Annotated in this window: 13 protein-coding genes and 1 riboswitch; of the genes, 6 read left to right on the top strand and 7 right to left on the bottom strand. The window is 44.1% G+C overall.

Translation table 11 applies throughout. The features are described from left to right. Positions 1-144 precede the first annotated feature (144 nt). Positions 145-2,391, top strand: a complete 2,247-nt coding sequence (locus E2626_RS13245) for a helicase C-terminal domain-containing protein (protein WP_134382257.1) — start codon at positions 145-147, stop codon at positions 2,389-2,391. Positions 2,392-2,613: 222 nt separating this feature from the next. On the opposite strand, the gene E2626_RS13240 is transcribed toward E2626_RS13245, so the two are convergent. The 4 genes from E2626_RS13240 to E2626_RS13225 form a co-directional block, all read right to left on the bottom strand. Further along, positions 2,614-2,805 carry a YwbE family protein gene (locus tag E2626_RS13240; protein WP_134382349.1) on the bottom strand — a complete coding sequence of 64 codons (192 nt, stop codon included), beginning with the start codon at positions 2,803-2,805 and terminating at the stop codon, positions 2,614-2,616. Between the two features lie 55 nt (positions 2,806-2,860). Beyond that, positions 2,861-3,754 (bottom strand): manganese catalase family protein, encoded by an 894-nt coding sequence (locus E2626_RS13235; protein WP_134382256.1) that lies wholly within the window; start codon positions 3,752-3,754, stop codon positions 2,861-2,863. Positions 3,755-3,816: 62 nt separating this feature from the next. Continuing rightward, positions 3,817-4,032: a YuzF family protein gene (locus E2626_RS13230; protein WP_134382255.1), complete on the bottom strand. Its 216-nt coding sequence runs from the start codon at positions 4,030-4,032 to the stop codon at positions 3,817-3,819. 282 nt (positions 4,033-4,314) lie between these two features. Then, positions 4,315-5,688, bottom strand: a complete 1,374-nt coding sequence (locus E2626_RS13225; protein WP_134382254.1) for a dipeptidase — start codon at positions 5,686-5,688, stop codon at positions 4,315-4,317. A gap of 625 nt (positions 5,689-6,313) precedes the next feature. Between E2626_RS13225 and E2626_RS13220 the strand changes: the two genes are divergently transcribed. From E2626_RS13220 to E2626_RS13200, 5 genes are all read left to right on the top strand, one after another. Then, positions 6,314-7,579: a hemolysin family protein gene (locus tag E2626_RS13220; RefSeq protein ID WP_134382253.1), complete on the top strand. Its 1,266-nt coding sequence runs from the start codon at positions 6,314-6,316 to the stop codon at positions 7,577-7,579. A gap of 320 nt (positions 7,580-7,899) precedes the next feature. Next, positions 7,900-8,006, top strand: a riboswitch (SAM riboswitch). A 213-nt stretch (positions 8,007-8,219) separates the two neighbouring features. Continuing rightward, positions 8,220-9,278 (top strand): LLM class flavin-dependent oxidoreductase, encoded by a 1,059-nt coding sequence (locus E2626_RS13215; protein ID WP_134382252.1) that lies wholly within the window; start codon positions 8,220-8,222, stop codon positions 9,276-9,278. A gap of 12 nt (positions 9,279-9,290) precedes the next feature. Next, positions 9,291-10,247 carry an ATP-grasp domain-containing protein gene (locus E2626_RS13210; RefSeq protein ID WP_134382251.1) on the top strand — a complete coding sequence of 319 codons (957 nt, stop codon included), beginning with the start codon at positions 9,291-9,293 and terminating at the stop codon, positions 10,245-10,247. Between the two features lie 343 nt (positions 10,248-10,590). Next, positions 10,591-10,914 (top strand): ArsR/SmtB family transcription factor, encoded by a 324-nt coding sequence (locus tag E2626_RS13205; RefSeq protein WP_424955135.1) that lies wholly within the window; start codon positions 10,591-10,593, stop codon positions 10,912-10,914. A gap of 98 nt (positions 10,915-11,012) precedes the next feature. Next, positions 11,013-11,876: a permease gene (locus E2626_RS13200; RefSeq protein ID WP_134382250.1), complete on the top strand. Its 864-nt coding sequence runs from the start codon at positions 11,013-11,015 to the stop codon at positions 11,874-11,876. Positions 11,877-12,377: 501 nt separating this feature from the next. Here the strand turns inward: E2626_RS13200 and E2626_RS13195 are convergent. The 3 genes from E2626_RS13195 to arsD are packed head-to-tail and all read right to left on the bottom strand — an operon-like array spanning position 12,378 to position 14,786. After that, the gene (locus E2626_RS13195) at positions 12,378-12,665 is read right to left on the bottom strand and encodes an iron-sulfur cluster assembly accessory protein (protein WP_134382249.1); all 288 of its coding nucleotides are present in this window, start codon (positions 12,663-12,665) and stop codon (positions 12,378-12,380) included. Between the two features lie 24 nt (positions 12,666-12,689). Beyond that, a complete protein-coding gene (gene arsA / locus E2626_RS13190; RefSeq protein WP_134382248.1) occupies positions 12,690-14,411 on the bottom strand; it encodes an arsenical pump-driving ATPase in 1,722 nt (573 codons plus the stop codon). A gap of 15 nt (positions 14,412-14,426) precedes the next feature. After that, on the bottom strand, positions 14,427-14,786 hold the full coding sequence (arsD, locus tag E2626_RS13185; protein WP_134382247.1) for an arsenite efflux transporter metallochaperone ArsD: 360 nt from the start codon (positions 14,784-14,786) through the stop codon (positions 14,427-14,429). Between the last annotated feature and the right edge of the window lie 46 nt (positions 14,787-14,832).

Below are 14,832 nucleotides of genomic sequence, written 5' to 3'. Positions count from 1 at the left end.
GGAGAATCCCGCCCCCAGGAAGGGACAGGTGAGACCCCGCAGAGCGAAGCTCGAGGAGGCTCACCGCCGTGCCCACGGAAAGCGAAGCCCTCTATGGAAAGGGGCGGCGTCTCATAAACCAGATGTTTGAAAGGAGGTCACCCGATGGAGCCGGTTTCTTTATCTGCAAGAAGACTCGCCGAATACGTACACCGCAGCGGCAGTATTGATGCTGCGATAGGCAGTGCCAACGCAATGATGGAAGGAACCAGAATCCATCAGGCGATCCAGAAAACTTATGGTGAAGAAGATGAAAAAGAGAAATTCCTGTCACGCGAACTCGATCTTGAAGGCAAAAAGTTCATTTTAGAAGGACGCTGTGACGGACTGCTGAAGCGTGAGGACGGATATATTGTCGATGAGATTAAATCTACCTCAAGACAGCTTGAAGACATAGAATCGCCTGCAGAAGTCCACCAAGCGCAGGCGTTTGTTTATGCATGGATTTTAACTGAAGAACTGGCGCTTGAAAGTATCGGAGTACAGGTTACATACGTGCAGTCATCCACACATGAAGAAAAACGCTTTACCGAATCATACAGCGCATCTTTTTTAGAAGAAAAAGTCATTGAAATGGTGCGGATTTACGAGCCGTTTGCTTTACTGATGCAGCGTCTGAAAGATGATCGACAGGCTTCGATTGAAACATTCAGTTTTCCATTCGATTCGTTCAGACCGGGACAGCGGAAATTAGCGGGAGCTGTTTATAAAACGATTGATGAAAAAGCGAAACTGTTTGCACAGGCGCCAACCGGAATCGGTAAGACGATATCAACGCTTTTTCCCGCTATAAAAGCTGCAGGGGAAGGGAAAGTAAATCAGATCGTGTACACGACTGCCAAAACGACAACGCGTATTGCAGCTGAAGAAGCTTTTGGTCTAATGGAAAGTAAAGGGCTGAAAATGTCCGCTGTATCAATGACAGCAAAAGATAAAATATGTTTTAAGGAAAAAACGATCTGCCAGAAGGAATACTGTGAGTTTGCGGACGGCCATTTTGACCGCATTAATGGCGCGATGATGGACATTCTTGAGCATGAAACACTGATGACACGCAAAGTGATTGAAGCGTATGCGATGAAGCATCGTGTCTGTCCATTTGAATTTTCGATGGACCTTTCTTATCTGACTGATGCGATGATTGGTGATTATAATTATGTATTTGACCCGCGGGTTTCAAGAAAACGCATGGCAGGTGAACAGAAAAGCCGGGCTGTACTGCTGGTGGATGAGGCACATAACCTTCCTGACCGCGCAAGTAGTATGTATTCAGCTTCATTAATGAAAGCCCCTTTTCTGCAGCTCAGCCGAAATGATCAGCATCCGTCTCTGCAGCAGGCTGCAAAAAGCGTTAACAAAGCGTTTCTTGAAGTGAAAAAGGGATTGGATGAGTCGTTTGCCATTGTGCATGAACTGCCGGAAGAATGGCTGGAAGCTGTTCAGGTGTTTTACTCGGAAGCGGAACGTCTTGTCCAGTCTGGCGTGCGCGATGAACAGATCATTGAGCAGTATTTTGCAGTGAGACAGCTCATTGCAGCTGCTGAGCAGGCAGATGAACGCTTTTACACGTATATTCAGAAGATGAGAAATGATGTGTTAATCAAAATTGTCTGCATGGATCCATCAGCATTTATCCAGGGATCGGCGAAAGGGTACAGAGCGTCAGTTTTCTTTAGTGCAACACTTCAGCCTGTTTCTTATATCAGAACTATGCTTGGCGGAGAGCAGGAAGATTTTAATCTTGATTTGCCATCACCTTTTGCAAAAGAGCAGATTGAAGTGAAAAAGGTTGCGGTATCAACGAAATATAAAGACCGGGAAGCGACGATTAAAAGTATTACTGATGAACTGAGACATGCAATTGAACGTCACTCGGGTAACTTCATGATCTTTTTCCCATCATATGCCTATATGAAAATGGCTTATGAGTATTTTGAGGAAGAAGGTGTGAAAGGCGTTGAACTGATGATGCAGTCTTCAGGGATGGGGGAAGCCGAGCGTGATGAGTTTCTTGCTGCATTTAAAAGTGGAGAGAGAATTGCAGCGTTTGCCGTACTTGGAGGCGTGTTTTCAGAAGGTGTTGACCTGCCGGGTGAACAATTAACCGGTGTGGCAGTCGTTGGCGTAGGTTTGCCACAGATAAATCCTGAGCGGGATGAAATGAAGAAGTATTTTCAGGAAAAAGGCTTGAATGGCTATCAGTATGCGTATGTTTTCCCTGGTATGAATAAAGTGCTCCAGGCTGGCGGACGGCTGATCCGGACTGAAGAGGATACCGGGATCCTGCTGCTGATTGATGACCGGTATTTGACGGCGCAATATCGGAAGCTGCTGCCGGAAGAGTGGAAGTAATTGGGGTAGGCGGAGGGTGATTGGCTTTGTGTTCGGAGAATGAACTTGATTGTTCTTAGAAAAAATGATGGTGTTCAAAGAAGAACACCTCATGTTCTTAGAATAAAATGTGAAGTTCTTAGAAAAATGCAGACGATTCGTAGCAAAGTGTAATTAGACCTACCTCTGCTAAACAAAAAAGCGATCCGGAAGTCAGCCTCCCGAACCGCCGAATCACCAAAATCAATAAACCTTCTTCACACGGCCAACCTGTCCGTCTTCAAGACGCACTTTGATGCCGTGGGGATGGCTTGGTGAATTTGTTAATATATCTTTTACTGTACCAGTCGTCAGATTCCCTGAACGCTGGTCTTTTTTCAATACAATATCAACCTGCTTACCAGCAGCGATATCGCTGCGCTTTTGCCCATTCATACTAAAATACCCCGTTTCATTTTCCTTCATCATATCAAAGAAAAGGAAACGGTGCCTACATATTCTCTTTCAGCCTCTTCGCAATTTGCTCATATAAATCACGGTCGATTCCCGGTGCAAATTCCTCCGGCAGATCATTGAGATTCGGTATTTCGCCGCCGCCTTCCGGAATGCCTTCCTTCACGATCAGCGGCTGTCCATTTGCGGGATTCGTGCCTTTCCAAATCTGATTAATATCTTTATAATCATTGTCACTCCAGGTAAACAGGACGTTACCCACACCCTGATCTTCGTACTTTCTGGCATGGTCAAATACCCGGTTATCCATATTTGGGATCGGGAGCATCTTTGTCAGATCAGTGCCGGTTGCGATTTCGATTGCTTTTGCATATGCAAGAATGTGAACGCCTCCCCGCACAAGCAGATAGCCGATCATTTCGCGCGCAGTCGGGTGATCTGTCATTTCATAGACGCGCATTTTGTGTGTTCTTGCTCCGATTTCCAAAAAGAAGTTATGCAGGAGATCCAGCACAAGATTCCCGCTTGAAAATACATAATCGCCACGCCAGGCATTTCCCATTGAGTCCCCGGCGAGTGAAGTCTGAGCTGTTGCAATGAATGAATAAGTATTTCGCATATCTTTTGCATTGTGAAGTGGTGTTAGATCAGGTTCAGCTGTAAAGGACGTTCCTTTAGATACGAGATTAATCGTGTTGCTGACCAGCTCAACATGACCGAATTCTTCGGCAGTAATACTGGCAACAAGATCATAAAACGGCTTCAGCTTATGCTTTTGCCTGAAGTTAAATGACTGATACATATAATTATTTAATGTAGACATTTCACCAAATTTACCGCCGAGCAGTTCCTGAACGGCCGCCGCGGCATTCGCATCACCATATTCAGGTGCCGGCAGATCAATCAGCAGTTTGTTCACGCGCTTAAACATGCAGTCCCTCCTCGAAATGGAAGCTCTGCTAACTGTATGAAGCGTGAGAACGGATTATGCTTTTAAAACGGTGAAATCCATACGATTTCCTGTGTACGGATGAAAAAGGGAACTTCATTGATCTCAATGACTATATGATCCGGTGCGACGCTTGACAGCATTCCCTGTACCGGGTTTTTAGTCGTCTGTACGGTAATCGGTTTACCTACTAAAGTGTTTAATGCCTGATAGACGTAAGGGTCATAATGACTTACAAATGATGGCTGTTGTCCGTTCAAAAAAAATCCTCTCCTTTGTTCAGAATGATGTAGTATATGCAAAAAAAATTAAATTTGATTCGATTGATGGTACAGGAGAATGTTCATGCCGATAAATGCAGGAATAAAAATATGGGTCCTGCTGAGAACTTCAGATAAGAGGTTGTGAGTTAGAGGAGGGAGTTTGTGAGTTCAAAAAGAAATTTGCGGTTTTAGTGTAAATAGTCCTATCCCAGTCCGCTGCCATTCGCTTGTGTTATAAAAAACCGCCGCTCTGCCAAACGAGCGGCGGTCATCAATCTATTACTTCTTCAACACATCAGCAAGCGTGTTGTAATAATCAGCAATCACACGCAGCCCCTGATCAAAGTTCTCGAGGTGAAAATGTTCATTCGGTGCGTGGAAATTCTCACCCGGCAGACCGAATCCCATCAGCACGATCGGCTTCTGCAGAATCTGGTCAAATACTGCCACGATTGGAATGGAACCGCCGCCTCGGATAAACTGGGTTGGTACACCGTACACACGCTCGTAAGACTTTCCGGCAGCCTGAATTGCAGGGTGATCATACGGTGTTACGTAAGGAGCACCTTTATCAAATGGTGTGACTTTAACCTTCACACCCGGTGGCGTATGCGCCTCGACGTGTTTAGTCAGAAGCTCCACGATTTCATCCGGGTCCTGATGCGGTACAAGACGGCATGTGATTTTTGCATGTGCTTCGTTTGGCAGAACCGTTTTAATGCCTTCACCTTCAAAGCCGCCCCACATCCCATTGATTTCAAGCGTTGGACGCGTCCACATGCGCTCGAGTGAGGTATAGCCTTTTTCACCAAAAAGCGCATCCACTTCAAGTTCTGTCTTCAAAGCTTCATCAGAGAAGTTAAGGGCATCGTAAGCTGTTCTCTCATCATCTGACAAAGGCTCGACTTTATCGTAAAAGCGGTCTACCTGAATGACGCCATTTTCATCACGAAATGAGTCGAGCAGCTGAACAAGTGCATGAAGTGCATTTTGTACTGCGCCTCCGTAGAGTCCCGAATGAAGATCTCCTTTTGCCCCTTTAACATCGATTTGAACACCTGCAAGACCGCGCAGGCCGTAGCAAATGGCCGGCTGCCCTTTTTCCTGCATGCCTGTATCTGAAATAACCACGACATCAGATGACAGCAAATCCTGATTTTCCTCAACAAATTCCGGAAGGTTTACACTGCCGATCTCTTCTTCTCCTTCTATTAAAAACTTCAAATTCACAGGAAGCTTTCCATGCTCTTTTAACAGTGCTTCAACTGCTTTGACATGCATAAAGGATTGTCCTTTATCATCCGTGGCACCGCGTGCAAAGATTTTATTATCACGAATGGCAGGCTGGAAAGGTTCTGTTTCCCATAAGTGAAGCGGATCAACAGGCTGTACATCATAATGACCGTATACAAGCACAGTTGGCGCAGCTTCTGCGTGGAGCCAGTCACCATAGACAACCGGATGGCCGGCAGTCGGAATGATCTGCACGTTCTCCATGCCGATTTCCCGCAGGTTATTTGCGATCCACTCACCGCCTTTTAACGTATCCTGCTTATGTTCCGACAGTGAACTGACACTCGGGATGGATAACCATTCTGTCAGTTCTGCTAAATGTCGTTCACGATTGTCCTTGAAATATTGATCTAATGCCATTTTAAACACTCCTTAATAAAATGTTGACAGCTTATAGGCAGTCTGTTATGCTATTGGTTGATCGTTTTACGGGAGCGGTTGTTCGGCGGACACGCCAACCGCCATAATTAAATAACAAGGTCTGGAGTTTCAAGGCCTGAATTCAGCGGCTCATCTTCTGAGTACGCTAAGCAGTTAAGCTATTTCACCGATTGAAGCAAAACCCTCTATAAAAAGCCGGGTACGTTGCCCGGAGACAGTACTTCAAACTACTACGCAAATGACTGTGCACTTCTAAGGTTCTATCTCACCGAACCAATTCAGACTAAAAAATTCCAGATTACTTTATGAACGAATCTAACGTTTTAAAGTAATATCTGATCCACACTGGCGCAGCTTCGGAGCTGCAAGGACGAAAGAGAGGCTAGGGCTTTCGTTGTTTTAGGTATTATGTAATGCCACTCCCGTGAACAGATCGACAATCCTCTTTACATTACCCCTAATTTTAAAACATTTCAATTTTCTTTCCAACTTTTAAAAAAAGATTGACTTATCAGTTAATGACAGTGGAATTTTCACATCCAATAGTATACGCTAGTTTTATCTATATTTTTTACATATCGCTAATTAATCAGGAGGAATATCGTTGGAATTTATAGCCATAGCTGCTTTGCTTTTAGCTTCGTTTTTTTTATCAGGAAGTGAGACGGCTCTTACTGCTGTTAACAAAATGAAAGTGAAAACGCGTGCAGAGCAGGGTGATCGTGCGGCTGAAAAGCTGTTAAAGCAAGTCTCAAAACCGGATCAGATGATTACCACAATCCTGATCGGAAACAACATTTCAAATATTCTCTTACCAGTACTTGTCACAATCATTGCGATTGATTACGGCATTGAGGTTGCACTTGCAACTGGAGTTCTGACAGTTACATTAATCATCTTCGCCGAAGTGCTGCCAAAAACAATTGCTGCAACTTTTGCGGATCGGGTTGCCTATGTTGTTGCACCAGTCATTCGTGTTTTAATGACTATATTTAAACCGATTACATGGTTCTTATCTAAATTTACCAATGTTGTGATTCGAATTTTATCAAAAGGTGATATTAAAGAAGCGACGATTACGAAAGAAGAACTGCGTACCATGGTTGATATCGCTTCAACCGAAGGAACCTTCATGGGTGATGAATCACTTCGTATTAAAGGTGTGCTCGACTTTCAGAAAAAAGACGTAGGCGATGCAATGAAAACGCCGCGTGTCGATGTGATTGGCATTCCGCTTGAAACAACATACGAGGAAGTACGTGACTATGTGATCGATAATCCGTATACACGCTATCCTGTATACAAAGAAAATATGGACAACATTGTTGGTGTGTTCCACTCCAAGCTGGTCATTGAGTGGTCGCTATCTCCGGAACGTCCGTTAACGGATTTTATGGATGATGATCCATTGTTCACGGTAGAGTCAACTTCTATTGAACGCATTTTCAAACGCATGCTCCAGGCAAAAAAACATTTTGCGATCGTGCTGGATGAATATGGCGGGACACTCGGAATTATCACGCATGAAGATATTATCGAGGCAATGATCGGTCAGGAAATTGCTGATGAAAATGATGATGAAGAAGAGTCGTGGATTGATGAACTGACAGAAAGAACCATTGTTTGTCATGGTAAACTGAATATTCATCGACTGAATGAAGTGTTTTCTACTAAAATTCCTGAAGAACAGGATGTACTTGCCGGATTTGTGTTAAAAGAAATCGGGCACCTTCCTGAAGAAGGCGATGAATTCGATTATCAGCATTTGCGCATTTCAGTGCTCGAGATGGAAAAGAACAAAATTACAAAAGTCCGTATTGAAAAGCGGATGATAGATGGCATAAAAGATGATGAAGATATTGAAAGCTGACGGGAGATTCCGTCAGTTTTTTTCTGTTAAAATACAGCATTCACATATGGTTAAAGGTTTGTGGCTATGGGATGGCATGGCCGGTCTTATTGAATCACATGCTGTGGTATTTGTATCATCCAGGCTAATTTAGCTCGTCTTCAGGAATAATTGGCTCAACACGACTTATCATTAAACTTCTCTAAATTCACTATCTCAGCTCCCGATCTGACTCAAGCAGGTCGTTTGTATTTCGCCCGGCGAATAGATTTGAAAATTCACACATTGGGTCTTGACTAATACCAAGTGATGTTATAGGATTAGCGTATTAAAGTGAATAGCTCTTATCGAGAGTGGTGGAGGGACATGGCCCTGTGAAGCCCGGCAACCGCTGACTTTGTCAGAAAGGTGCTACATCCATCAGGCGTTTTTGCCTGAAAGATAAGACAGGAGTAAAAGGTTTCTTCTTCTGTCTGTCGCAGAGGGAGTTTTTTTATTTTATCTATGTTAAAGTCCAGTGTTGTTTCTGCACAGCTGTGATTGGAGCGTAAGGCGGTGACTCCTGCGCCCGGCCGCGGAAAGCATCCGCCTGAAGCGGAAATCAACAGCCCACTTTAACATAGCTTTTATTTTAAGTATGAGACAAGGAGAGTGTATCTGTATGAAATATGGTTTTTGGCTTCCGATATTCGGCGGTTGGCTGCGTAATGTGGAAGATGAGAATATGCCCCCGACATTTGATTATGCGAAAAAAGTGACTCAGTCAGCAGAGATGTGGGGATACGACACGACACTCATTGCTGAACTGTACCTGAACGATATAAAAGGACCTGAGCGTGACTCAATTGAAGCCTGGTCAACAGCCGCTGCGCTGGCAGCAGTAACAGAAAAAATTGAAATTATGACAGCAGTTCGTCCGGGCTTTCATAATCCGGCGATTGCAGCTAAAATGGCTTCAAATATTGATCATATTTCTAATGGACGTTTTACACTGAATGTTGTATCTGCCTGGTGGGCTGAGGAAGCGAAACAGTATGGCGGTGCATTCACCGAGCATGACGAACGCTATGAACGTACAGATGAATTTTTAACGGTTTTAAAAGGATTGTGGTCAGAAGACACATTCAGCTTCAAAGGTAAATATTATGATATCGAAAATACAAAACTTGAGCCGAAACCGGTTCAGCGGCCGAACCCTATCTTATATGCAGGTGGTGAAAGTCCGCGTGGCAAGCAGTCGATTGTCGAAAACTGTGATTCATACGTCATGCACGGCGGGACACTTGAAGAAATTGAAGCGAAAATTTCCGATATGAAGACACGCAGAGCCGCAGCTGATAAAGAGTCATTTGGTTCATTCGGGATGGCAGCATTCATCATTTGCCGTGACACGGAGGAAGAAGTGCAGGCTGAACTTGAAAGAATTACCGATGTAAAGGATGTCAGCGGATATGCAGGCTACAACGATTTCGTGAGCAAATCTCAGCTGGAGCAGCAGGTGAAGCTGATGGATTATTCCGTTTCAAACCGGGGTCTCAGACCAAACCTGATCGGTACACCTGAGCAGATTGCAGAACGTATTGTTGCATTTGAAAATGTGGGACTGGATCTATTGCTGCTTCAATTCTCTCCACAGCTTGAAGAGATGAAACGTTTTTCTGAGAAAGTAATGCCACTGGTGGAGAAAAAGAGAAAGCTTCAGCATGAGCTCAACATTTAGGAGGGAAACATTATGAGTAAAGCTTATATACTGCACGAGAATGATGAGTGGACCGTTCATCTGACAAAGAGGCTGGATGAACTGAATGTACCTTATGAAGTATGGCATTTGGATCAGGGTATCGTAGATTTAACTGAAGAGCCGCCGGAAGGGATTTTTTACAGCAGAATGAGTGCTTCTTCGCACACACGCGGCCACCGTTTTGCACCGGAATTAACTGAATCTGTACTCGCCTGGCTTGAACAGCACGGCCGAACAGTGTTGAATGGATCGCGTGCACTGCGTCTTGAAGTAAGTAAAGTAAATCAATATACTGCACTTCAGCTAAATGGCATTAAAACGCCGGATACGATTGCGGCAGTGGGACGTGAACAGATTATTGAAGCTGCAGAAAAACTCGGTAAAAATTCGTTTATTACAAAGCATAACCGTGCAGGTAAAGGACTGGGTGTTCAGCTTTTTCATTCAATCGACGCATTGAAGCAATATGTGAACAGTGATGATTTTGAACTGCCGATTGATGGGGTTACGCTGATTCAGGATTATATTGTGTCACCGGAATCTTATATTACACGCTGTGAGTTTGTTGGCGGGAAGTTTGTCTATGCAGTCCGCGTGGATACTTCAGAAGGTTTCGAGCTTTGCCCGGCAGATGCCTGCCAAATTGATGATCTGTTCTGTCCTGTTGGAGAAGAAACAGAGGAGAAGCCAAAGTTCCAAGTGGTAAAAGATTTTAACGAGCCACTGCTGATCACGCAGCTTGAATATTTCTTATCTAAAAACGATATCGCAGTTGCCGGTATCGAGTTTATCAAGGATGCTGATGGCGAGATTTATGTGTATGACATAAATACGAATACCAATTACAACGCTGATGCTGAAGCAGTGCACGGCACTTATGGTATGCTCGAACTTGCGAAGTTTTTGAAGAAGAAGCTTGAGCGTGAGTATACAGTGGTAAATTCATAGATTCATTTTCAGTAACCGGTTCACTGCGCTCCAGTCGGAAGCTTTCCGCATGGACGGCGGTGAGCCTCCTCGTGCTTTGCACTGCGGGGTCTCACCTGTCCGTCTTCTCATGCCGGAGTCATCGACTTCCGCTCCGTTCACCTTCGAGAGTAGAGCTTAAAATATTGCGCTAAACATAGTTGATTTTTAGACTATTGTCTCAGTCTGTCCGTTAATTTCCTAGAGTATAAAATTTAATCAAAATATAAATCAAAAAAATTTGATTTAGTGATTGACAATGTCAAAACGCAAGCATATGATAGATTATACATCAAATAAATTTGATTTAAAAAGGAGTGTTCATATGTCAGCACCAGTCATTGCTCCAAATGAAGAAACATTTATGAAGTATGAAAAAAAATTTAAAGCATTGGCCGATCAGAAACGATTGGAAATTTTGCACCTGATTCAACAGCACCGTTCACTGTGTGTGTGTGATCTTGCAGAGTATATTGATATGCCTCAGTCAAAACTGTCTTATCATTTAAAACAGCTGCTTGATGCCGGGTTTTTGAATGTGGAGAAGAAGGGTACGTGGAATTACTATTCAATAAATGATGAGGGGATCAATGAAGTGTTATCACCCGCATTGTGCTGTCTATTCAGAAATGATGATTGCTGCAGTTGAAAAGTTATGCTCCCGAAACATGCAGGCTATGAGCCCGGGAGTGTGTATTTAACATCAAATAAATTTGATTTATTAATCAAAAAAAGTTGATATAAGGAGTGAGTCAATTGTTAGAATCATTTTTATGGATTGCGTTGGAACTGACTGTATTGTTTGTTGTTATTTCATTCGTACTTTCACTGCTGCAGTCATTCATTCCATATGAAAAAGTAGAGCACTATCTGCGTACACGTTCGAAATGGAAGGCGGGGATGTTCGCTATTGTGTTTGCATTTATCACGCCATTTTGTTCATGCTCAACCATACCGGTCGTTGTGAACATGCTGCGTAATAAAGTGCCATTCGGATTAACAATGGTTTTTCTGTTTGCATCACCATTGCTTGATCCCACAATTTTGACTGTGATGGGTGTCATACTCGGATGGCAAACCGCTGCAATTTACACGGTTGTGACGATGGTTTTCTCTATCGTACTCGGTTTTACACTGGAGCGGTTCGGCTTTGAAAAGTACGTAAAGCCGGTCATGGTGGAAGGGTATGAATCAGTACAGAAGAAATGGGATGTAAAGCGGGCGTTAAAGGAAACGGGAGATATGATGAAATCAGTTTTTCCTTTTTTAATGGTCGGTGCTGCGATTGGCGCAGGCATACACGGACTTGTGCCGGCCGAATGGATCGCTGCAAACTTTGGACATCGGGCATGGTGGCTGATTCCGCTAGCAGCACTCCTCGGAATTCCTTTATACATCAGGCTCTCAAGCATGATTCCGATTTCTCAGGTTCTCCTTTTAAAAGGAATGGCACTTGGACCGATTATGGCGCTCCTTATCAGTTCAGCAGGTGCCAGTCTGCCGGAAGTTGTGCTGTTAAAATCAATATTTAATATACAACTCGTTGTTGTTTTTATCTTATCGGTACTGACCATGGCATCTTTATCAGGATTTATCTTTTATTTCATTTAAAGGAGGTGACAGATCATGTTGAAAAAATTGCTTTCTATTGTAAAACCGGTTAAGAAAGATGATTGCTGTAAAGTGAAGATTGTTGAAGTGAAAAAGGAGAAGTGCTGTTAATAGGAAAGCCCCTTCGAGCGAAAGCTGAACACCATGAGAATCGGAGTCAGGCGTTTCGATTAATCGGGACATCAAAAAAGATCCAAAACCCATACGGCTTTGGATCTTTTTCAATATTCCAGCTCCGGCTCGCAGGGGCTGGCACGTTTCCTTCAGCTCTGTCCGAGAAGTCAACATCGGTTCACTGCGTTCACCGTGTTTCCTTTATCTCCGGCGCTTCAGTCCAACGTGTACGCCCCTAAACGCTCGCCTCCGCTTTTCTATTTGTCCAGTTCCAGGCGCTAACTCCTCGGGTCATAAGCCACGCATCGGTAAACGGGAAAGTTCACCCGTTTTCCGGTCCGCGTCTTATGCCTGTCGGAGCTGAACGAGCGCCATCCACTTTTCTAATTAACAGCAATCACTTTCTGGCATTCCTGACATCACTATGCCTCTGCCTTCGGGTGTGTCCTGGACGTCGAGTGTGATGTCTTCTGTGATGAAGAGGATTTGCGGGTCGATGGCGACTTTGATGCCATTGACTGTCTGAATCACGTCATTTTCTTCCGGCTGGTCCAGTGCGATTCCGAGTTGTGGTGCACCGCATCCTTGTCCCGCAAAGAAAACACGCACGTTTTCTGCTTCGTGCTGGTGAAATAATTCTTTGAACGCTTCTTTTGCAATATCAGTAATAATCATGATGAAATTTGCTCCTTTCAATCTTTAAACTGGCAGCTGTTCGCTCAGGGGATTTGCTGTCCAGGGTAGTAAAGCCGTGTCCGCACTCATGGCGCATACTTTGTTAATCCATTTTGCTTCAACAGCAGACCGGTTTTTCAGAATAGGTTCATTCGTTCCGGAAGCAAGTAAGGATTGATTCACAATCCACCAGTCAGGTTGAATGTCAGCGCGCTGCAGATCTTCTGACAGGCGGGCTGCTTCCAGTACCGGTGTTGCTTCTGCAAGCGTCACAATGGCAATGCTCGTGTGATCCGGATTTCTCAAAGCAGGCAGCAGTTTTTTGACGTTTGGTACGTCTGCGGAAGTGCGTTCCACTTCTTTATGATAAGACTCAGCTGCATCAAGTAATAACAGCGTATGACCTGTTGGTGCAGTATCCATCACGATGAAATCATATTGTTCATCCGCAACTGTATCTGCAAACGCCCTGAAAACTGCAATTTCTTCTGTGCACGGTGAACGCAGGTCTTCTTCAAGATATTCGCGTTCCTCTGCTGAAAGTTCACCTGCATCCGACAGTACTTTTTCAGTATATGCAGCTGTCACTTCTTTTGGGTTTATATTTGAAACTGTCAGCGATTCCAGTTTATGGTCCTTAAATAGGTTTGTCAAATGGTCAGCGGGATCAGTTGTTGTTAAATGAACAGTAAATCCTTTTTCCGCAAGCTTGAGTGCAACAGAAGCTGCAACAGTTGTTTTACCGACGCCGCCTTTACCCATTGTCATCACTAACTTTTTGTTCCCTTTGACTAAGTGCTGTACGTACTGATCAAGTGAATGGGTGTCCGATTCGGCTGAAGCAGTAAAAGTTTCGGTTTCCGGGAGACTCTTTATCCACGAGCTGAGTGATGAAAAACCTGTAAGAGATCTGCTTGTATAAGGCAGCATGAACGTTTTTTCAACAGGAAATGAAAGATTCTTTAAAGCGTCCTGCTGACGCTCCTGAAACTGCTGTGCAACAGAATCATTCGTATTAAAATCAGCAAAGCCGTTAATGATTAAATGCTGATGATCCATGCCAGTTGCTTTTAACTCTTCAGAAGCTCTCATTGCCTCTTTAATTGCACTGCTGTCAGGGCGGGTTACGAGAAATAAAGATGTTTGCGAAACATCAGAAAGAACGCTTAAGCTCTTTTCATAAGACTGCTTCTTTTCACTCAGACCGGATAAAGGACCAAGGCATGAAACGCCGTGTGTGCTTGTTTCAAGGAATCCGCTCCACGCTGCAGGCAATGCCAGCAGTCTGAGTGTATGTCCGGTTGGGGCTGTGTCGAACACGATATGATCGAAGCTTGAATATTCATCATTTACGAGCAGTGAGGTGAACTCGTCAAATGCTGCCATTTCAACCGTACATGCACCCGACAGCTGCTCTTCCATCGAGGCAACTGCATCATCAGGTAAAACGCCGCGATATGGTCCGATGACACGCTCGCGATATTGCCGTGCTGCTTCTTCAGGGTTGATATTGCATGCAAAAAGGTTGGCAACTTTAACCGCTACCGGCTCAGAAGGGATTTCCTGCTCAAGCACATCCTGCAGATTTGACGCCGGATCTGTACTGACGATCAGCACTTTCTTACCTGCTTCTGCAAGAGCGATCGCAGTGGCTGAAGCAGTGGAAGTTTTGCCGACGCCGCCTTTTCCGGTGAAAAACAAATATCTTGAAAATGCCTGTTCTAAAGGGTCGAATCGTGAATACATCATCAGGACCTCCTGTTAAATCTGTTTCAGGTCAATCGTCAGCTTCGGCTTTTTCTTTACAAGCTGGTCTTCTTCCAGGCCGAATGCATCTGCAAGTTCGCTGTTTGAAGGATAAGTCCCTTCAGCAAACTGCTCACCATTTATATAAATAAGCGGAAGTGAATCAATCCCTTTATCTTCTAAAAATGATTTAGCCTCGTGATTTTCAACGAAAGCTGCAGGATCATTTGCAAGATTGTAGCGGTTAACTTCCACACCATTTTGCTCAAGCTTGAACAGTGCATTTGCTACACGAGTCAATTCAGGATCCACACTCGGTCCGCACACACCAGTTGAACAGCACATCGCCGGATCAAATATCGTGATACTTTTCATGAAAAGCCCTCCTTGTGATAAGCAAAAACCCTCTATATAAGAGGGC

Source organism: Jeotgalibacillus salarius (assembly GCF_004405125.1).
GTDB lineage: Bacteria > Bacillota > Bacilli > Bacillales > Jeotgalibacillaceae > Jeotgalibacillus > Jeotgalibacillus salarius.
This window is presented reverse-complemented; position numbering and strand designations above follow the sequence as displayed.

What these genes read in the sequence shown, in the direction of transcription:
- E2626_RS13245 (WP_134382257.1), top strand. Translation starts at nt 145, where the DNA reads ATGGAGCCGGTTTCTTTATCTGCAAGAAGACTCGCCGAATACGTACAC.
- E2626_RS13240 (WP_134382349.1), bottom strand. Translation starts at nt 2,805, where the DNA reads ATGAATGGGCAAAAGCGCAGCGATATCGCTGCTGGTAAGCAGGTTGAT.
- E2626_RS13235 (WP_134382256.1), bottom strand. Translation starts at nt 3,754, where the DNA reads ATGTTTAAGCGCGTGAACAAACTGCTGATTGATCTGCCGGCACCTGAA.
- E2626_RS13225 (WP_134382254.1), bottom strand. Translation starts at nt 5,688, where the DNA reads ATGGCATTAGATCAATATTTCAAGGACAATCGTGAACGACATTTAGCA.
- E2626_RS13215 (WP_134382252.1), top strand. Translation starts at nt 8,220, where the DNA reads ATGAAATATGGTTTTTGGCTTCCGATATTCGGCGGTTGGCTGCGTAAT.
- E2626_RS13210 (WP_134382251.1), top strand. Translation starts at nt 9,291, where the DNA reads ATGAGTAAAGCTTATATACTGCACGAGAATGATGAGTGGACCGTTCAT.
- E2626_RS13205 (WP_424955135.1), top strand. Translation starts at nt 10,591, where the DNA reads ATGTCAGCACCAGTCATTGCTCCAAATGAAGAAACATTTATGAAGTAT.
- E2626_RS13195 (WP_134382249.1), bottom strand. Translation starts at nt 12,665, where the DNA reads ATGATTATTACTGATATTGCAAAAGAAGCGTTCAAAGAATTATTTCAC.
- arsA (WP_134382248.1), bottom strand. Translation starts at nt 14,411, where the DNA reads ATGTATTCACGATTCGACCCTTTAGAACAGGCATTTTCAAGATATTTG.
- arsD (WP_134382247.1), bottom strand. Translation starts at nt 14,786, where the DNA reads ATGAAAAGTATCACGATATTTGATCCGGCGATGTGCTGTTCAACTGGT.